14 protein-coding genes are annotated in these 19,537 nt (G+C 41.3%); 7 read left to right on the top strand and 7 right to left on the bottom strand.

Translation table 11 applies throughout. The features are described from left to right. The first annotated feature begins 1 nt into the window (after position 1). Positions 2-3,154, top strand: coding sequence for an efflux RND transporter permease subunit (locus tag F909_RS06555; RefSeq protein WP_005152261.1), 3,153 nt, complete (start codon positions 2-4; stop codon positions 3,152-3,154). Positions 3,155-3,196: 42 nt separating this feature from the next. Here the strand turns inward: F909_RS06555 and F909_RS06560 are convergent, their stop codons facing one another. From F909_RS06560 to msrB, 4 genes are all read right to left on the bottom strand, one after another. After that, complete coding sequence (locus F909_RS06560; RefSeq protein ID WP_005152260.1) at positions 3,197-3,820, bottom strand: LysE family translocator; 624 nt, start codon at positions 3,818-3,820, stop codon at positions 3,197-3,199. A 72-nt stretch (positions 3,821-3,892) separates the two neighbouring features. Further along, positions 3,893-4,696: an AraC family transcriptional regulator gene (locus F909_RS06565; RefSeq protein ID WP_005152259.1), complete on the bottom strand. Its 804-nt coding sequence runs from the start codon at positions 4,694-4,696 to the stop codon at positions 3,893-3,895. 71 nt (positions 4,697-4,767) lie between these two features. After that, positions 4,768-5,253, bottom strand: coding sequence for a glutathione peroxidase (locus tag F909_RS06570; protein ID WP_005152258.1), 486 nt, complete (start codon positions 5,251-5,253; stop codon positions 4,768-4,770). Then, positions 5,250-5,669 carry a peptide-methionine (R)-S-oxide reductase MsrB gene (gene msrB, locus F909_RS06575; RefSeq protein WP_005152257.1) on the bottom strand — a complete coding sequence of 140 codons (420 nt, stop codon included), beginning with the start codon at positions 5,667-5,669 and terminating at the stop codon, positions 5,250-5,252. Before msrB ends, F909_RS06570 begins: the two co-directional genes overlap by 4 nt. 241 nt (positions 5,670-5,910) lie before the next feature. On the opposite strand from msrB, the gene F909_RS06580 reads away from it, so the two are divergent. After that, positions 5,911-7,341: a pyridoxal phosphate-dependent aminotransferase gene (locus tag F909_RS06580; protein ID WP_005152254.1), complete on the top strand. Its 1,431-nt coding sequence runs from the start codon at positions 5,911-5,913 to the stop codon at positions 7,339-7,341. Between the two features lie 35 nt (positions 7,342-7,376). On the opposite strand, the gene F909_RS06585 is transcribed toward F909_RS06580, so the two are convergent. After that, positions 7,377-8,273 carry a tetratricopeptide repeat protein gene (locus tag F909_RS06585; RefSeq protein WP_005152253.1) on the bottom strand — a complete coding sequence of 299 codons (897 nt, stop codon included), beginning with the start codon at positions 8,271-8,273 and terminating at the stop codon, positions 7,377-7,379. A gap of 215 nt (positions 8,274-8,488) precedes the next feature. Between F909_RS06585 and dnaE the strand changes: the two genes are divergently transcribed. The 5 genes from dnaE to F909_RS06610 all read left to right on the top strand — a co-directional run bounded on the left by dnaE (position 8,489) and on the right by F909_RS06610 (position 16,866). Then, entirely contained in the window at positions 8,489-12,052 is a 3,564-nt protein-coding gene (dnaE, locus tag F909_RS06590) for a DNA polymerase III subunit alpha (protein ID WP_005152252.1), read from the top strand. A 13-nt stretch (positions 12,053-12,065) separates the two neighbouring features. After that, positions 12,066-12,905, top strand: a complete 840-nt coding sequence (locus tag F909_RS06595; RefSeq protein ID WP_005152251.1) for an RNA methyltransferase — start codon at positions 12,066-12,068, stop codon at positions 12,903-12,905. Continuing rightward, positions 12,898-13,710 carry a serine O-acetyltransferase gene (gene cysE, locus F909_RS06600; RefSeq protein ID WP_005152249.1) on the top strand — a complete coding sequence of 271 codons (813 nt, stop codon included), beginning with the start codon at positions 12,898-12,900 and terminating at the stop codon, positions 13,708-13,710. Before F909_RS06595 ends, cysE begins: the two co-directional genes overlap by 8 nt. Before the next feature lie 113 nt (positions 13,711-13,823). After that, positions 13,824-14,723, top strand: a complete 900-nt coding sequence (locus F909_RS06605; protein WP_005152246.1) for an ABUW_2363 family tetratricopeptide repeat lipoprotein — start codon at positions 13,824-13,826, stop codon at positions 14,721-14,723. Between the two features lie 124 nt (positions 14,724-14,847). After that, positions 14,848-16,866: an esterase/lipase family protein gene (locus tag F909_RS06610; protein ID WP_005152243.1), complete on the top strand. Its 2,019-nt coding sequence runs from the start codon at positions 14,848-14,850 to the stop codon at positions 16,864-16,866. Positions 16,867-16,914: 48 nt separating this feature from the next. Here F909_RS06610 and ahpF read toward each other — a convergent pair whose 3' ends face one another. Then, complete coding sequence (gene ahpF, locus F909_RS06615; protein WP_005152241.1) at positions 16,915-18,480, bottom strand: alkyl hydroperoxide reductase subunit F; 1,566 nt, start codon at positions 18,478-18,480, stop codon at positions 16,915-16,917. A 127-nt stretch (positions 18,481-18,607) separates the two neighbouring features. Beyond that, positions 18,608-19,525 carry a hypothetical protein gene (locus F909_RS06620; RefSeq protein WP_005152240.1) on the bottom strand — a complete coding sequence of 306 codons (918 nt, stop codon included), beginning with the start codon at positions 19,523-19,525 and terminating at the stop codon, positions 18,608-18,610. Between the last annotated feature and the right edge of the window lie 12 nt (positions 19,526-19,537).

The raw sequence follows: 19,537 nt of genomic DNA, 5'->3' as shown, positions 1-19,537 counted from the left end.
TATGAATTTCTCTGCTTGGTCGATCCGAAACCCGATTCCTGGCATTCTCTTGTTTATTATGCTCGGTTTGGCAGGATTGTTATGTTTTAAATGGATGAAAATTCAGCAGTTTCCAGACATCGAACTACCGATGGTGACGGTCACAGCCGCACTTCCTGGTGCTGCACCACCTCAGCTTGAAACTGAAGTTGCGCGCAAGATTGAAAACTCGATTGCAACCTTGCAAGGCCTGCGAAATCAATACACCAATATTCAAGATGGTGTTGTCACTGTCACTGCGGAGTTTCAACTAGAAAAACCACTGCAAGAAGCAGTTGATGATGTGCGCAATGCAGTGTCACAAGTCCGTTCGGATTTACCTGCTGATCTACGAGATCCAATTGTCAGCAAGATTAATCTTTCAGGCTCTCCGATTTTAACCTACACCATCCAATCGCCAAAGATGGATGAAGAATCTTTGTCATGGTTTGTTGATTATGATATTGCTCGTGCAATGTTACAGGTCAAAGGCGTTGGTGCTGTCGCTCGTGTCGGTGGTGTTACTCGTCAGGTAGTGGTTGAGCTCGATCCCGAAAAGCTCTTGGCTCTAAATGCAACTGCAACCGATATTACCCGTCAATTACGTTTGATTCAGCAAGATGCTTCTGGTGGCCAAACCAAGATCGGTGGAAGTGAACAATCCATTCGTACCATAGCGACAGTAAAAACAGCGGATGAAATTGGCACAATGGATATTGCATTGAGTGATGGCCGACATATTCGTCTGGATCAGGTTGCCACTGTTCGCGATGGTATTGCAGAGAGACGCTCTACAGCTTTGTTAAATGGCCAACCTGTCATTGGCTTCGAGATTACGCGAAGCAAAGGTGCCAGTGAGGTTGATGTAGAAAAAGGTGTCGTCATCGCATTAGATAAACTCAAAGCAGCACATCCCGATATTAAAATCAACGAAGCCTTTAACTTTGTAAAGCCTGTCGAGGATAACTATGAAGGTTCTATGTCACTGTTGTATGAAGGTGCGATATTAGCGATCTTGGTGGTGTGGCTATTCTTACGTGACTGGCGTGCCACCATCATTGCTGCAACTGCCCTGCCATTATCGATTTTACCTGCCTTAATTGGTATGTATTTCTTTGGCTTTACCCTCAATACAGTTACGCTTTTAGCCATGTCATTGGTGGTTGGTATTCTGGTCGATGATGCCATTGTTGAGATTGAAAATATCATACGGCATTTACGCATGGGGAAAACGCCCTATGAGGCGGCTATGGAAGCCGCCGATGAAATTGGTCTGGCCGTGATTGCCACGACTTTCACATTAATTGCAGTATTCCTACCCACTGCCTTTATGAGTGGTATCGCAGGTAAATTTTTCGTTCAGTTTGGTTGGACAGCGGCTCTTGCTATCTTTGCCTCACTGCTTGTTGCGCGTTTACTCACCCCAATGATGTCCGCCTATATTCTAAAACCATGGGTCGGCAGGGTTGAACAACAAGATGAATCAACAACAGCACCAAATATCAGTGATCATGGCACAACCAGTCTAGCCAAAGACCGCGCTAAAGACGGTAAAGTCATGCGTGGCTACATGCGTTTGGTGACATGGTGTCTAAATCATCGCTGGATTACTTTAGCTGGTGCAATTACCTTCTTTATTTGCTCAGTCATGCTAATTCCATTGCTACCTACAGGTTTTGTCCCACCACCCGATACCGGACAAACTCAAGTTCGTTTGGAGCTGCCCCCGGGTTCACAGTTTGGAGATACACTTAAGACCGCAGAATATGCACGTACGCTAATTAAAGATCATCCTGAAATTAAAAGCATCTATACCACGATTGGTGGCGGTGCTGCTGGAACAGATCCTTTTGCAGGTGGCGCTTCGAGCGAACCACGTAAAGCAACACTGACAATCCAAATTACTGCACGTTCCGATCGTAGTGCCAGCTTACAAGACATTGAAGATCAATTGCGCCAACGTCTTGCTCCGCTTCCAGGCGCACGCATTCAAGTTGGCTTGGCTGGGAATAATAGTCAATACCAATTGGCCTTATCTAGTGATGATCCAGAAGCATTGATTGCAACTGCTCGTAGCCTAGAACGTGAATTACGTACCATTCCAAATGTAGGCAGTATCACCTCGAGTGCAGCCTTGATTCGTCCTGAGTTAGTGATTCGTCCTGATTTTGCAAAAGCGGCTGATTTAGGCGTGACAACGTATGATATTGCTGAGACTTTACGAATCGCAACCGCTGGTGATTTTGATCAAAACCTTGCTAAATTGAACTTATCTCAACGCCAAGTCCCTGTGGTAATTAAACTTCCACTGGCTGCACGTCAAGATCAGGAACTCATGAAACGCTTGATGGTGAAAGGTAGTCGAGGCCCTGTGATGCTCGGTACCATTGCAGATATCAATATCGAAAGTGGACCATCACAAATTGACCGTTTCAACCGTTTACGTAACATTAACTTCAATATTGAATTAAATAATCAACCGTTGGGAGATATTGCTGCCAAAGTTGATCAATTACCAACCATGAAGAATTTACCGCCAACTGTGAAGCGTACCAATATTGGTGATGCCGAAGTCATGCAGGAACTCTTCTCAAGCTTTGGTTTGGCAATGTTAACGGGCGTGTTGTGCATCTATGTGGTGTTAGTTTTATTATTCAAAGACTTCCTGCAACCAATTACCATTCTTGTGGCTTTGCCTTTATCTCTGGGCGGTGCGTTTGTGATGCTGCTTTTAGCCAAAAGTAGCTTCTCAATGCCGAGCTTGATTGGTCTGATTATGCTCATGGGGATTGCCAGCAAGAACTCAATTCTACTGGTCGATTACGCTATTATCGCAAGGAATGAAAAGCATTATTCGCGATTCAATGCCCTGCTCGATGCCTGCCACAAACGGGCACGTCCAATCATTATGACTACTCTGGCAATGGGTGCTGGGATGTTACCAATTGCTCTCGGGATTGGTACAGATCCGAGTTTCCGTGCACCCATGGCAATCTCGGTGATTGGTGGTTTGATTACCAGTACTTTCTTGTCATTACTGGTGATTCCTGTGGTGTACACCTTTATCGATGATATTAATCGAAAGATACACAGCTTTAGCAAAACACCATCTCAGCCTATTGAACCCACTCAATAGTGTTGAATAAAAAAGACGGTCAGATGGCCGTCTTTTTCCTCATTAAGACAGCACTAAAACCAACATGAAAAAGATGAAACTTGCACCCGCCAAATAATATAAATAATGCAGCTTTCGGTTTAGCCAAGCTAAATCAATCGTAGAACCTAGTAATTTTACAAGCGCTAGATTCCAGATCAGCACCATTCCCACCATCCAACAACAGACTAAAACATTTTCAATAAAACGATATTGCGGATAAATCAAGATCACCAATACCATATAGAACATCAAATTCTTAGGATTAAGTAAGCTAGAAAGTAAACCAAGCAATAACTGCTTGAGATTAGTATTATTTATGTGTGTCTCAAGTTCTTCAGGAACCATATCAATCGAACCATGGGCTAACCGCGCAGCAACAAAGCATTGAAAAGCCAGATATGCGAAATAAGCCACGCCCAACCATTTCATATAGATCAATAACTTGGTATTGATCTGACCCATCAAAAACAAACTGACATATATTCCAATCAAAATAATTGCATTACCCAGTGCGATACCCAAACATGTATATTGTGCTGCTCGTTGCTTACTTTGTATCAGCGTTTTTAGAATCAAAAAGAAATCTGCACCTGGTGTAAGCAACGCAATAAAATGAGTGATGGCGATGGTTAGAAAAAGCTCCATAGATTCTCTCCCGATAGATAGGAGCGAGCTTAGAAAAGCAGGACAAATTATTCTTGTATAAAATTGCGTTGGCTAAGTTTTTTTATAGTATTGCTTCGGTGTGATGCCGGTATGCTGCTTAAATACACGATGAAAATGACTCTGATCCACAAATTCCAACTCGCAGGCAAGCTGAGCTAAATCACAGCCGGCCCTTAATCGTTGCCGAGCTTGGTTCACTTTATAATTTAATTGATAGGCATGGGGTGTTAAGCCAAAGTAATGTTTAAATAATCGTATCAAAGCATAACGACTGATGTTCATCTTTTCAGAAAGCCCTTGCAAAGACAGATTCTCAATGTTTTCTTCAAGGCATTCCAATAAGTCAGATAAATGCTGCTGAAAATAATGAGATGGCTGTATTTTTTCCCAATTAAAATTTGGTAACAAAATATCGGTCAGGACCTGAATTAAACAGTGCTCTTTCTGTATCATCGACATGTGAGAATCAAACAAAATAGAATTTAAAGCGCTAAATGCATGGTAAAGATTTGAATTATTGAAGATATTTGGTTTTAGATTCGGAAAATATAACGTATCTATTTCTACTTTTAGCTGAATATTTTGCTGTAGCTCCTCGATCAATCCAGCTAACCATGTTGCATCAAGATGCATCATTTGGTAGCTCCAAGCCTGATCAGGTAATGGATTACAAGCGTGCTCTACATGCGCAGGAATAACCACTAAACTCCCCGCTTGAATGACTTGCTCATGTGCAAAAGCACTTGAAAAGCGGCTCTGCCCTATATCAACGGCGCCGATTGAAAAAGTAGGATGGCTGTGCGATTTATAACAAATGCGACTTTGACATGCCCTACGTATTTCGACATAAGGCATGTCTGGATGACTCCAAAATTCAACTGTTGAGTCCAAAATAATTTAAACTCCAACCTCTATACTTATCATTTTTATTTTGCCAAAGCTTTTTCAATATCAGCTTCCAAAGCCTCTGGCTTGGTCGTTGGTGCATAACGCTCCAAAACTTCTCCATTACGCCCTACCAAAAACTTAGTAAAGTTCCATTTGATGTTACGGCTGCCTAAAAGCCCTTTTGCTTCACGAGTTAAATAGCGGAAAATCACGTGTGCTTCTGGCCCTTTGACATCCACTTTGGCAAACATAGGAAAACTGACCCCATAATTGCGCTGGCAAAAAGTGCCAATCTCCTTATTGGTGCCTGGATCTTGTCCTCCAAACTGATTGCACGGAAAACCTAAAACTTCTAATCCTTGAGCATTATATTTTTCATAAAGTTTCTCAAGTCCTGCAAATTGTGGCGTAAAGCCACACTTACTTGCAGTATTTACAATCAGCATGACCTTGCCTTTATAATCAGCGAGCGCTTTTGTTTCTCCCTCTAACAAGTCAGCTTCAAACTGATAAATGTTACTCATGGATAAGTTTCCTCGTCATTCTTTTCTTCTGTTTTAAGTTGTAATGATGCCGAATTCACGCAATAACGCAGTCCTGTCGGCTGGGGGCCATCCTCAAACACATGGCCCAAATGTGCATCGCAATCATGGCAGACAATTTCTGTTCTGACCATACCATGTGACAAATCTTCATGCTCTTCTATGGCAACACCATCAATCGGTCTAAAAAAGCTTGGCCAACCACAACCACTATCGTATTTCGTTTCAGAAGAGAATAATTCCGCACCACAACAACGACATACATAAGTACCATGTTGTTTATTATTCCAATATTGTCCTGTAAATGCGGGTTCTGTGCCTTTCTGACGAGTTATGCGATATTCTTCAGGTGATAATTCTCTTTGCCATTCTCGGTCCGTTTTATTCACTTTTCCCATAACCTGCACCTTTATATTCTGTTGTTAAAAATATCATGATGATCAGATTTTATATTTACGCCATTCGAAAAAAAAACTCTAGTCTCAGATCGTACAATTTAGTGAAATTTAAGCACTTAACTCAAAAATAGCAAAAAGGAAGCAAATCAAATCCACTTGGTAAGCAATTTTTAACAATATTGTCTTTTGCGTAAGCAAAGATGGTGTTATTCTAATCCCGCACGGTTGTATAGGACAAAAAATGTCTCAGAAAAAAAGTGTGGTTTTCCAAAACTTATTACCAACCATCAGACAATATCAACAATCGGGCTTTACCCATGAAAAAATTGTTGAGTTGCTGAGAGATCAACACGATCTAAATTTGGTAAGCGTTGAAACCTTTAAAAGTTATTTATACCGATATGCAAAAGTGAATCCAGCTATGTCAAAAAATACTGTTGTTCCCCAGTCTATCCAATCAAGCCGAGAAATTAAAAAATCATCTAAGCTTGAGCATGTTTGTTACGACATCCGTGGACCAGTATTACGCGCCGCCAATGAAATGGAGGAGCAAGGGCACAAGATCATCAAGCTGAATATTGGCAACCCTGCACCTTTTGGTTTCGAAGCACCACAAGAAATTATTAATGATGTTGCTTTAAACCTGCCTAATGCAATTGGCTATACCGATTCAAAAGGGATTTTCCCTGCACGTAAAGCCATCTGCCAGTATTACCAACAGAAAGGCATTTTTGATATGCACGTTAATGATGTGTATGTCGGCAATGGTGTTTCTGAACTGATCGTAATGGCAATGCAAGGATTGCTTGATGATGGAGATGAAATGCTAGTGCCTATGCCGGACTACCCATTATGGACAGCAGCAGTAAATCTTTCAGGTGGTACAGCCGTTCACTATAAATGCGATTCTGAAAACTACTGGTATCCAGACATTGTAGATATGGAAAGTAAAATCACACCGAATACACGCGGCATTGTAATTATTAATCCAAACAACCCAACGGGTTCAGTCTATCCACGACATGTGTTAGAGCAAATTGTGGCGCTGGCGAAAAAGCACGACTTAATTTTATTTGCTGATGAAATCTACGACAAAATCGTTTATGACGGCATTGAACATGTTGCTGTTGCAGCATTGGCTGGCGATCAGCTTTGCATTTCATTCAATGGTTTATCAAAAGCATACCGTATTGCTGGTTATCGTGCAGGTTGGATGGCGATTACAGGCGACAAAGCGCGCGCAGCTGACTATATTGAAGGCTTGGACATGCTGGCTTCAATGCGTTTATGTGCCAATCACCAAGCACAATATGCCATTCAAACTGCATTAGGCGGTTATCAATCGATTAATGATTTGATTCGTCCAGGTGGTCGCTTATACGAACAACGCAATATTGCTTGGGAAATGCTGAATGAAATCCCAGGTGTAAGTTGTGTCAAACCCGATGGTGCAATGTACTGCTTCCCTAAACTTGATCCTGCGATCTATCCAATTGAAGATGATGAAAAATTGATGCTGGATTTATTAAAAGCTGAAAAAGTTCTTTTGGTACAAGGTACTGGCTTTAACTGGCCAACCCCAGACCATTTCCGTGTGGTGTTCTTGCCTGCTGAAAATGAACTGCGTGAGGCGATTAATCGCTTGAGTCGCTTCTTGGCAAAAATGCGTTAATAAAAAAATCCCCCTTAACTGGGGGATTTTTTTATTTAAGAATCCGAATCCTGTAGCTCATCCCATTGTGCTTCGTATTCTTTCGCTTTCTTCAAATTCTTAGTCAAACCAAAACCACCTTTTTCGTAGATTCGTGCTAAATCTAGCAGAGCCTCGTCTTCCCCTTGTGCCACCGCCAAGTCATAAAATTCCGCTGCCTTTTTATAGTTCTTAGCAACTCCTTTACCTTCTTCATATATATAGGCAATATTTGAAGAGCCTAAACCATTACCTGCACCAGAAGCCAAACTAAATAAGCGCAACGCTTCTTTATAATCTTGCTTTAATCCAGCCTTGCCTTCTAAATAGAAAATACCCAAATTATTAATGGCTGAAGATTCATTTTGTTTTGCAGCCAATTGGTAATAACGCAGTGCTTTTTTCAGATCCTGCGGTACACCTTCGCCACCATCATTGTATAAATGCCCAAGTTCAGCTTGTGCCATATCCAAACCAGCATCGGCTGACTTACTCATCCACTCCAATCCTTTTTGGGTATTTACCTTCACACCATCATCACCATAAAGATATAAATAACCTAAATAATATTGTGCATAGAGTTGTCCTTTTTGCGCGGCTTGGGTATACCACTTTAAAGCTGTTGGATTATCTTCTTCTACGCCTTCGCCGTAGTCATACATATAGCCGACTGAGAAAATTGCATCGGCATTGCCTTTTGCAGCCGCTTTTTTAAACCATTCCAAGGCCTTACCAAAATCTTGATCAACCTCATTTCCATAATAATAAGCATCGCCTAAATTATTCTGTGCAGTGGCATCACCTGCTTTTGCTTGTTGCACAAGTCCTTGACTAAAAGACACATCATCTGCATGACTCAAGGTAAATAAACTGCTGGTTAATAATATTGAAAGTACGACATCTTTTAATTTCATTATTTCGCTCACATTGCTACATTTTTATTCGATTACATTCTAGCTGTAAAACACCTTATGTAAACTAAAACTTATATTGATCGAAAAATCAAAGACTAATTTTTAATATTTTATAAAAATAACAAAGCAAAGACACGGTTTGCCAAAATATTAAGCATGTCATTTTCGGTTTGCATGCTAAACTATGCCTTGCTTTAAAAAAGGATAGTTCTTCTATGCGGTTTGTTCATCTCGGTATCCACACAGAATTCTCGATTACGGAATCGATTGTTCGCATACCTGATTTGGTCAAAGCTGCCGTAAAAGAAGAGATGCCCGCACTGGCGCTCACAGACTTATCGAATCTGCATGCTGCAATAAAATTTTATGAGGCATGTTTAAAAAAAGGGATTAAACCTGTTCTAGGTAGCGTCATTCGACTGAATAATGCAGAACACCGTACAACCTTGTTAGCCATGAGCAATAAAGGTTGGCGAAACCTGACTGAAATCGTTTCTCGTGGCTTTATTGAAGGCCAGCAACTCAGTCTCCCTTGCGTACAAAAAGAATGGATACTTGAACAGGCTGAAGATCTAATTATCTTACTCGGTCAACACAGCGATGTTGGTAAAATGCTCTGCTCTTCCAATCCACAAAAAGCTGAATCGTTATTAGAAGCATGGATTGAAAAGTTTGGAAATCGTGTCTATTTAGCCTTAACACGGACTGAACGTGCTGGTGAAGAAGATTTCATTCAGCAAGCGGTCAAACTCGCTGCAAAATACCAAATTGGTGTTGTTGCACATAACGATGTTCATTTCGTTGAGCAAGATGATTTTTATGCACACGAAGCTCGTGTGTGTATCGCCGATGGCTACGTGCTCGGGGATGACAAGCGTCCTAAAAATTATACACCAGAACAATATTTCAAAACCGGCGAGCAAATGTCTGAGCTATTCTCAGACATTCCGAGTGCCATTGAAAATAGCTACCATATTGCTAAACGTTGTAATGTCGAATTACAGCTCGGCACTTATTTCTTACCTGACTTCCCTATTCCAGATGGCTATACCATCGACACCTATTTTGAGCATTTGTCTCGTACAGGTTTAGAGGAACGTTTAAATCATCTTTATCCAATTGCTGAACGTGACGAAGATTGGGCAGAAATTCGTAAACCTTATGATGAACGAATCAAGTACGAAGTTGATATCATTCTCAAGATGGGATTCCCTGGTTACTTCCTGATCGTCATGGACTTTATTCAGTGGGCCAAAAATAATGGCGTCCCTGTAGGCCCTGGTCGTGGTTCAGGTGCAGGTTCACTGGTTGCCTACAGTTTAAAAATTACTGATCTTGACCCATTGCGCTATGATCTACTCTTTGAACGTTTCTTAAACCCAGAACGTGTTTCGATGCCCGATTTTGACGTCGATTTCTGTATCGCAGGTCGTGACCGTGTCATTGAATATGTCGCGCAAAATTATGGCCGACAAGCGGTATCACAGATTGCAACTTTCGGTACCATGGCTGCGAAAGGTGCAATCCGAGATGTAGCACGTGTCTTGGGTAAATCTTATGGTCTTGCTGACCGTATTTCAAAAATGGTTCCTACCAAACCTCTCGGTGTCGATTTGGCCACAGCGATTGATATGGAACCTCAACTTAAAGATATCGTCACCAATCCATCTAACCCTGATAATGATGATGCTGCTGAAATCTGGGAAATGGCACTCAAACTTGAGGGTATTACCCGTAATACAGGTAAGCATGCGGGTGGTGTCGTTATCGCACCAGGTAAAATTACCGATTACTCTGCGGTATTGTGTGATGCAGACGGTACTAACCGTGTCGCGCAATATGATAAGGACGATGTAGAAGCAGCAGGTCTGGTTAAGTTTGACTTCTTGGGCTTGCGTAACCTGACCGTGATTGAAGATGCGGTTCAAAATATTAATAAAAGAATCAAGGCTGAAATACCTCTTAATATTGCTAATGTCCCATTAGATGACAAAGATGCCTATCTGGTCTTTGCCAATGCAAATACCACTGCGGTATTTCAGTTTGAATCCGTCGGCATGAAAAAAATGCTTAAGGAAGCAAGACCAAGCAAATTTGAGGAAATTATTGCCTTTGTTTCATTGTATCGCCCTGGTCCAATGGATCTTATTCCCGACTTCATCCATCGTATGCATGGTGGTGAATTTGAATACCTACATCCGTTGCTGGAAGGTGTATTAGAACCAACTTACGGGATTATGGTTTACCAAGAACAGGTCATGCAGGCTGCTCAGTTCTGTGCAGGTTATACCCTTGGCGGCGCAGACTTGCTTCGTCGAGCCATGGGTAAAAAGAAACCTGAAGAAATGGTGAAACAGCGCCAGATCTTTATTGAAGGTGCTGCGAAAAAAGATATTGATGAAGCCACAGCCAACCATATTTTCGACTATATGGAAAAATTTGCAGGCTATGGTTTTAACAAATCCCATGCTGCAGCGTATGCGCTTGTTGCCTATCATACGGCTTGGTTAAAAGCACATTACCCTGCTGAATTTATGGCCGCTGTTTTATCATCGGAAATGCAGAATACCGACAGCATCGTATTCTTGATTGACGACTGCCGTAATAACAAGTTAGAAGTACTTCCACCTTCTGTGAATATGTCTTTATATCACTTCCATGCCAGTGACGAACAAACCATCGTCTACGGCTTAGGTGCAATTAAAGGTGTTGGTGAACAGGCGATGCAATCTGTCATCGACTCACGAATTAATGAAGGCCCTTATAAGGATTTATTTGATTTCTGTCACCGTATTGATCTGAAAAAAATCAATAAGCGGACCTTAGAAGCTTTGATTCGTGCAGGCGCTCTGGATTGTCTTGGTATTGAACGCTCAAGTCTAATGGCTCAATTACCTGAAGCCGTCCAAGCAGCTGATCAAGCTCGAAGTAATCGTGAAACGGGCATCATGGACTTGTTTGGTGAAGTTGAAGAGGTTCAGCGTAAACCAGCCAAGCCTGTAAAACCATGGGCAGATGAGGTCCGTCTCAAAGGTGAAAAAGACACGCTTGGCTTATATCTCACAGGTCACCCAATTGATGTTTACCGCCCTGAATTAAAATCATTCATTTCTGCAAAACTAAATGAACTCACTCCGACACGTCGCGGTGTAACGACAGTTTTTGCAGGTCTGGTGGTTGATATTGCCAACTTCCCAAACCGTATCATGATCACACTCGATGATGGTACAGCACGGGTTGAAATTAGCTGTAACCATGAACGTTTCCAACGTTATAAAGATATTGTTCGCTTAGAACAGGTTGTGGTCATTGAAGGTGAAATTTACGAGCGTGAAGGCTTTGATCGCCCGATGGCACGATTAAGTAAAGCTTTTAATTTGAATGAAATTCGCCAAAAACGAGCACAAAGCATTCAAATTCGCCTCCCCCAAGATTTGATGACCAAATCTTTGGCCAAAGATCTACAGGCGATTCTCTTACCTTATTGCAATATCGATATGTGTCAGCATATTGGTCTGCAAATCCTGCTTGAACAAAGCTTCGCAACTGCTGAATTACATTTAGGTGCACAATGGAAAGTTGTGCCATTAGATGAATTACTTGGAAAGTTACGCGATTATTTTGGTAAAGAAACCATTTCCATCGAATACCAAGTGAAATCGAAGGCTGCAAAAGCAGCTGAGGCACCTAAAGTAGCAATGGTAGCTCCCCCACCAGACAACATGTCAATGGATGAAGCACTGGATCTTTATCAAACTGAAGTCTCTCAATACTCTTAATTTTGGATAATATATGAACCTGTTTGACTCAAACAACGTGTCCAAACATTTGGATCATGTGCGTATTGTTATGGTCAATACCACCCTACCAGCCAATATTGGTAGCGCCTTACGTGCAATGAAAACCATGGGTTTATCAAAACTTGTACTTGTCGCGCCTAAAACCTATCCGCATCCAGATATTGATGCACTAGCAGCAGGTGCTCAAGATTTAATTGAAAAAATTGAAATTGTTGAAACCTTAAAACAAGCTATTCAAGATTGCCATATGGTATTCGGGACCAGTGCACGTAGCCGTACAATTCCATGGCCATTACTAGATGTTCGACCTGCTGCAAAAGAAGCATTAGATGCTGCAACCAAACAACAAAATATTGCAATTGTGTTTGGCCGTGAAGATCGGGGACTCACAAATGAAGAGTTAGCCTTAGCCAATTATCACTTAACCATTCCAGTAAATCCTGAATATGGGGTGCTCAATGTTGCACAAGCGATTCAAGTCGTCTGCTATGAGTTAAGAATGGCTGCGCTAGAACAAAATACTCAAGTTCAAGCCAACTCAGATGACCATATGCAACTGAAGCAACAACAAAGCATGGAATGGGATGAACCATTGGTTACACAACAACAAATGGAACAGTTCTATCCTCATTTAGAAAAAATGTTGACTGAAATTGAGTTTTTAGATCCAAATAACCCTCGTTTACTCCCATTACGCTTGCGTCGTCTATTCGGAAGGATACAATTAGATCGTATGGAGTATCATTTATTACGTGGAATCTTTAGCCGCGTACAGGCATTAGCCCAAGGTTCATGGAAAAAGACCAATACGGAGGATCACCCCAATGATTAAACAGCTTAAAGAAGATATTGAGGCTGTATTTGCACGTGATCCTGCGGCTCGAAATACACTAGAAGTCCTCACAACCTACCCAGGTATTCATGCACTGATTATGCACCGTATGGCACATGAGCTTTGGAAAAAAGAATATAAAGGCACTGCCCGCTTACTTTCTTCTTTTAGCCGCTTTGCAACTGGTATTGAGATTCATCCAGGTGCAAAAATCGGTAAGCGTTTTTTTATCGATCACGGTATGGGTGTGGTGATTGGTGAAACAGCTGAGATCGGTGACGATGTAACGCTTTATCATAGTGTCACCTTAGGTGGAACCACTTGGAATAAAGGCAAACGTCATCCAACACTTGAAGATGGTGTTGTTGTTGGCGCTGGTGCAAAAATCTTGGGGCCGTTTACAGTACATAAAGGTGCCAAAGTCGGCTCAAATGCAGTTGTAACAAAAGAAGTACCTGCAGGTGTAACTGCTGTTGGTAACCCTGCCCGTTATATTTTTAAAGACAAAAGTCAAATCGAACAAGACGAGGTCAATCGCCGTGACTATGCAGAAAGCATTGGTTTCGAACCTTATGCGACAACACAAGATCAGTCAGATCCTATTTTAGAAGGCATTCGTGTTTTACTCGATCGTATGCAAAAAAACGAAAAACGCATGAACGTACTTTGTCAACGTTTGTCTGAACTTGACCCAAGCTTCACTTCGCAAAGTTCAAAAACTCAACCATTGAGTAAAGAAGAACTTAAAATTATTGAAGAAGTTAGACGTGAGTGCGAAGCACAGAACAAAACTTCAGCAACATAATTGAATATATAAGAAATGTAACAAGCTTATCATTGCAAGTTGGTTTTGCTTTTCCTAGACTGTTGAAACCAACTATCTACTTCTCATTTAACTAAAATTAATGGATGTAAAGCATGAATTTTAAGCCTTTGGCATTACTTGTACTTTCAACTTCTTTTTTGACAGCCTGTGGCATCGCCCCAGCAAAAAAAGATAAGGCTGCTGAACCATTTGTGTTCAAGGAACCAGATCCAACCCCTGCTTTCTATGCTTTAAATCCAATCAAGTATGATGCACCACCAAGTTTTGAAGTCGCGATTAAGGATGCAACTGCACAACCTGTAACGAAGATGGTAGTGTCATTACAAAGTGATCCTTCAAAATCGACAACGCTTGATGTCAACAAACTTATTATTCCCACAGTCGATAGCAAACAACGCAGCATGAAATATGCAGTTCTTGCTGGCGACAATGAAGTTGATGTAACTGAAATTGACGATTTCTTACAGTTGGTTGAAGGTAAAGCGCGTCACTACCCACCTCGTTTCTCTGAGCGTCAAGAACGTAAAGGTTATGAAGTGAAGTTGAAAGAAACGACACAAAAATTAGATGCTTTAGCTGAAAAACCAAATGCTTCACTTGACGTATTAACACGTGCTTTCAAAGCGAGTGTAATGGCACGTAATCTAGACTTGGGTACCTCATATACTTCAAAATCGTTGACTTATGCCCAACGTATTCTTGCTATCAATCCAAGCGATGCGGAAACCAATTTCTGGTTTGGTTTTGGGTTGTCTGAAGGTGGCGGTCAGCGTGAAGCGATTCCATATTTAGATAAAGCCATGAAAGGTGGTGTACAAGAAGCATATCTTTCTGCTGCAAATAACTACCTTTGGTTAGAGCAAAAGAAAAATGCGATTCAAACCTTAAAGAACTATAAAGTCAGTTATCCTGATGAAGCGGAAGTCACGGATCGCTTAATCAAAGAAGTTGAAACTGGAAAACGCTGGAATATGTGGCAAGTTTTAAACTAATTGCTTGTAAATTTTACTCTGAAAAATAGACTGTCGTGTACAGTCTATTTTTTTATCAGTCATTGAAAAAACATTCTATTTTCGTATTATAGCTACAATCTTCCAGCGAACTTGCTGACATATCATGCTAGCATTTACACCAAATAAGCGTTTATTTTTTATTTCTCTCCTAAGCACCATCGTGATGAGTGGCTGCCAAGTTGTCAGTATTAAACAACAAGCGCTCAACGTGACAATTGCCAACGAACGTAACAGCATTCTCACCCAAAAGAAGCTCAGCGAAGCCAGTCTGAATGTACTTTCAATGTCAGGCAAAGAAGCTAAAGTCTGTATGCAAACCCCAAATGAGTGTATTGCTGACTTACATAAAATCCCACAGATTCAAGATGAGCAATTGCTATCGACAGCCAGTGAACTATATCTTTCCAAGGCAATCACACTTTCGGATTCCTCTGAATGTAAAATCAGCAAGCTGACTAAACATAGGGCTGAACAAGAACAAAAAGCAATCCAAACAGCCTATGAGCAATGCTTAGACCAAGAACTTGAAGCTTTAGATAAGAGTATCCGCTATAGCTATGCTTATTTATTTAAAACTGCTCGCCAGCCACAAGAACGGATTTTTGATAATAGACAGGTTCAAATTCGGGACTTCTATAATCAAGCCTTAACCAAATTGGTAAATGTACATAGTCTTAGAAATCCATCCAAGATCATAGCACCGACCATTCAGATTGGTAAAAGCATCTATACGATTGATATTCAGTCCTATCAACGACTTCAGAATATGAAACTGGAAAAATTTATTTCCAGTTATAACATGAACTTTTCAGGCTTACGTGCAATCAACCGTCGTGATGGTTTCGGCTCAGATTTCGTTGCAGTCTTCCCTTCAACAGATGCCAACCATGGTGAAAATAAATATATTCTCGATCCATTAAGTTATAGCTATCCAAATGGACTTAACCCTAATATTCATAAAGCACGCTATTTAGCGGCAACCATCATTGCCCAGCCCAAGAGTGCAGCTGCAACGATTAATGATGTTTTAAATAATCCGAACTTTGAAGTAAAGGTTTATGACCCTTATAGCGTAGAGAAAGTGAGTATTGCTGGTAAAGAATATTCGCTTGCCGCGAACTTCTCTGCACCTTATGGTCTTTGGTTAGCTGAAAATAATTTAGGTGCATCTGCCTATTTGAGCTTAATCGATCGTGATCAGCATCTAACCATGCCGCATTTATACATGCTCGAACCGTACAATCCAAACAAGAAAATCATTGTATTGGTACATGGTCTAGCAAGTAGTCCTGAAGCATGGATTGCAGTCACCAATGATATTATGGGCGATGCAGTTCTGCGTGAGCACTATCAAGTTTGGCAAGTGTTTTACTCAACCAATATGCCAATTCTAGAAAGTCGCTTCCAGATTTACGCACTTTTAAAACAAGCCTTTGGCTCACTGAATAATAAAGATGCAGCAGCTCAAGATGCGGTTTTAATTGGTCATAGTATGGGGGGCATTATCAGCCGTCTTTTGGTGAGTAAGGCTGATATTTCCAAGGAAGCACTCACCATGATGAATAGCCGCCAGCAAGCACGTTTACGTAAGCATCCCGTGATTGGTGAGCGACTTAAAATGGAACCTATTCCGAACTTTGATCGTGCTATTTTCTTGGCTGCTCCACATAAAGGAACAGACTTTGCTGATCGTTGGTTTACTTTGGCAGCACGAAAGATTATCAAACTTCCTGCAACCTTCTTGACCACTCTAGCGGATACCCTTACCAGCGATGACATGGATCTCAAAGATTTTGTCAAAACCCTGACTAATGATGTAATTCAAAATGGTCCAAGTGATCTAAGTAAGAAATCTAAATTTATGGAGTTAACCGCCAGTATCCCACCAGAAAAAGACCTCGTGTTCCATTCTATTATGGGTAACATTACCAAGAGTGACGATCCAAATGTCATTACCGATGGTATTGTTCCATATAAAAGTGCTCATTTAGATGGTGCTGTTTCTGAAAAGATTTTCACAGGTGGCCACTCTATTCAAGAAACACCTGAAGCGGTATTAGAACTTCGTCGTATCTTACGACAGCATTTAGTGGATCATGGTTTATATAAACCAAAGAATTAAGCGCAATAAAAAAGCCCCAAACAATTGGGGCTTTTTAGATCAAATCAGTTATACGCCAGAACGGATCATATAATCAAAGGCAGACAGCGATGCTTTGGCACCTTCACCAGTCGCAATGATGATTTGCTTGTATGGCACAGTCGTACAGTCACCCGCAGCAAATACACCTTTGACATTGGTTTCGTTGCGATCATTGATCACGATCTCACCGCGGTTACTCAGCTCAACCGCACTGTTCTTTAAGAAATCCGTGTTTGGCAATAAACCAATTTGCACAAAGATCCCTGCAAGCTCTACGGTGTGTTCAACCTCAGTGGCACGATCTTTGTATTTCAATGCCGTTACTTGTGAACCATCACCCACCACTTCAGTACTGAGTGCATTCAAGATCACCGTGGTATTTGGCAAGCTGTTTAACTTGTCTTGCAATACTTGATCGGCACGTAGTTTGGTATCAAACTCAACCAAAGTTACATGCTCCACAATCCCCGCAAGGTCAATGGCTGCTTCTACACCCGAGTTACCGCCACCAATCACCGCAACACGTTTGCCTTTGAACAATGGGCCATCACAGTGTGGGCAGTAGGCAACACCACGAGTACGGTATTCTGCTTCACCTGGTACATTCATTTCTCTCCAGCGCGCGCCAGTTGAAAGAATGATGGTTTTCGATTCAAGCTTGGCACCATTTTCCAGTTCAACTTCAACCAGACCATTGGCTGTTTGATCTGCACCTGTGATCTTGCTGACACGTTGCAAGTTCATGATGTCCACACCGTATTCACGTACATGTGCTTCCATGTCTTGAGCGAACTGTGGGCCTACGGTTTTTTGAACCGTGGTGAAGTTCTCAATATCCATGGTATCCATCACCTGACCGCCAAAGCGTTCAGCCACGATACCCGTTTTGATGCCTTTACGTGCGGCGTAAATCGCTGCGGTACCGCCAGCAGGACCACCTCCGATCACCAACACATCAAACGCATCTTTGGCATTGATTGCCGCTGCATCTTTCTCAGCAGAATTGCTATCTAACTTAGCAACGATTTCTTCCAAAGTCATACGACCTTGACCGATATGCTCATTGTCCTGGAACACCATTGGCACTGCCAAGATTTTACGTTCTTCAACTTCGTCTTGGAAGAACGCACCATCAATCATGGTCGCTGTGGTATTTGGATTGTTAATCGCAATTAAGTTGAGCGCTTGAACCACATCTGGACAGTTATGGCAGCTGAGTGAGACAAACACATCAAAATTTGCGCTTAAGTTTAAGCCTTTGATCTGAGTGAGGATTTCATCAGAGACTTTTGGTGCGTAACCAGACACTTGTAATAATGCCAAGATCAAAGAAGTAAACTCATGTCCCATTGGCAAGCCGGCAAAGAACACACGCGGTTGTTCACCTGCTTTTGCTACACCAAAACTAGGACGGCGAGTGTTTGAACCGTCAAAACGCGCCGTAACTTGGTCAGAAAGTTCAGCAATTTCCGTTACGAGTTCTTTAATTTTTGCAGCTTTGTCCGAGTCATCTAAAGCAGCAACCAACTCGATTGGACTTTCTAAACGTTCTAAGTAAGCTTTTAATTGAGTTTTAATATTTTGATCTAACATGTATTTCTCCAAACGCTAAGACTTTTCAATCAGCTAAATTCATTCAATGAAGCTATAGTACGCAAAAGTACTAAATAGGTAAAACAGTATGTTTTTATGAGTTTGATCGGATAAACCGAATAAAGATTTAAAAAACGTTAAGTTTCTGTGTGATCCGAACACGACGATTTTTCAAATGTTTGGCTAGCAAATACAAGATGGTACTGAACGCGACACTGAATACGATCAGTCCCCACAAGATCACATTCACAACGCTAGAAACTCGTTCTGCCTGCTGAGCCCGTAAATCTAGAGGCTGTGTGAGTGATGTGATACTTTTACCGTAAAGCTGCTGTTGCATGACCCACAGCTGCTCAGGCTTAAAATCATATTCTTTGAACTGAATCGGGTTGTTTTTCTCAGCTGCAATCAATTGATTAACATACTCATTTGCGGTTTTACGATCGACAGGCTGGTGCAATAAGGCCACTTGCGCCAAGATATAGGCTTTTTCAGTCGATGAAATATTGGCCTGCTGTAAATCTTGAGCAATCTGACTTTCAACAATATTGTTTTGATAGCTCATCCATTGCTGATATGCCTGCTTGGTTTCATCTTTCCAGTCGTATTGGATGTAGGTCAAACCAGACCAAAGCAAGATAAACGAAATTACCCATGCCAAAATACGCTGTGTCCATGCTTGGAAACGTTGCTGAAAAAATTTGAATTTCTTCGCCCAACTGACTAGCAAAAAAGCACCAATAAATGAGACAAAGAGTTTGAGAAACAACCAGCCAAACCATGATAATAAATTAAAAAGATAATCAACAGGTTGCTTAAAAGGAACAAGATCCTGTACATGATAAGGCAAATCTAAAGCCTGTACATATACAGAAAGATCAAAGAAACGATAGATAAATTCTTTTTGCAAAAACAGCACCGCAATTGTAACAACCAACAATGTACTGGTCAGAAAAAACCAGATCATCAAGTTGCGTTGACGTTTTTTTAAAACATCTAAACGCTGGTCAATAGGCTGTACACTAAAATCGTCTATGGGTGACAATGATCTTTCCTT

This window comes from Acinetobacter sp. ANC 3929, assembly GCF_000369405.1.
Taxonomy (GTDB): Bacteria; Pseudomonadota; Gammaproteobacteria; order Pseudomonadales; family Moraxellaceae; genus Acinetobacter.
The sequence above is the reverse complement of the archived record's forward strand: the minus strand, read 5'-3'. Positions and strand labels throughout refer to the sequence as shown.

Bases quoted from the DNA above. Each gene is read 5' to 3' on its own strand.
- dnaE (WP_005152252.1), top strand. From the start codon at position 8,489: ATGCGGTTTGTTCATCTCGGTATCCACACAGAATTCTCGATTACGGAA.
- F909_RS06560 (WP_005152260.1), bottom strand. From the start codon at position 3,820: ATGGAGCTTTTTCTAACCATCGCCATCACTCATTTTATTGCGTTGCTT.
- F909_RS06585 (WP_005152253.1), bottom strand. From the start codon at position 8,273: ATGAAATTAAAAGATGTCGTACTTTCAATATTATTAACCAGCAGTTTA.
- F909_RS06595 (WP_005152251.1), top strand. From the start codon at position 12,066: ATGAACCTGTTTGACTCAAACAACGTGTCCAAACATTTGGATCATGTG.
- F909_RS06610 (WP_005152243.1), top strand. From the start codon at position 14,848: ATGCTAGCATTTACACCAAATAAGCGTTTATTTTTTATTTCTCTCCTA.
- F909_RS06565 (WP_005152259.1), bottom strand. From the start codon at position 4,696: ATGCCTTATGTCGAAATACGTAGGGCATGTCAAAGTCGCATTTGTTAT.
- ahpF (WP_005152241.1), bottom strand. From the start codon at position 18,480: ATGTTAGATCAAAATATTAAAACTCAATTAAAAGCTTACTTAGAACGT.
- F909_RS06605 (WP_005152246.1), top strand. From the start codon at position 13,824: ATGAATTTTAAGCCTTTGGCATTACTTGTACTTTCAACTTCTTTTTTG.
- cysE (WP_005152249.1), top strand. From the start codon at position 12,898: ATGATTAAACAGCTTAAAGAAGATATTGAGGCTGTATTTGCACGTGAT.
- F909_RS06580 (WP_005152254.1), top strand. From the start codon at position 5,911: ATGTCTCAGAAAAAAAGTGTGGTTTTCCAAAACTTATTACCAACCATC.
- F909_RS06570 (WP_005152258.1), bottom strand. From the start codon at position 5,253: ATGAGTAACATTTATCAGTTTGAAGCTGACTTGTTAGAGGGAGAAACA.
- msrB (WP_005152257.1), bottom strand. From the start codon at position 5,669: ATGGGAAAAGTGAATAAAACGGACCGAGAATGGCAAAGAGAATTATCA.
- F909_RS06555 (WP_005152261.1), top strand. From the start codon at position 2: ATGAATTTCTCTGCTTGGTCGATCCGAAACCCGATTCCTGGCATTCTC.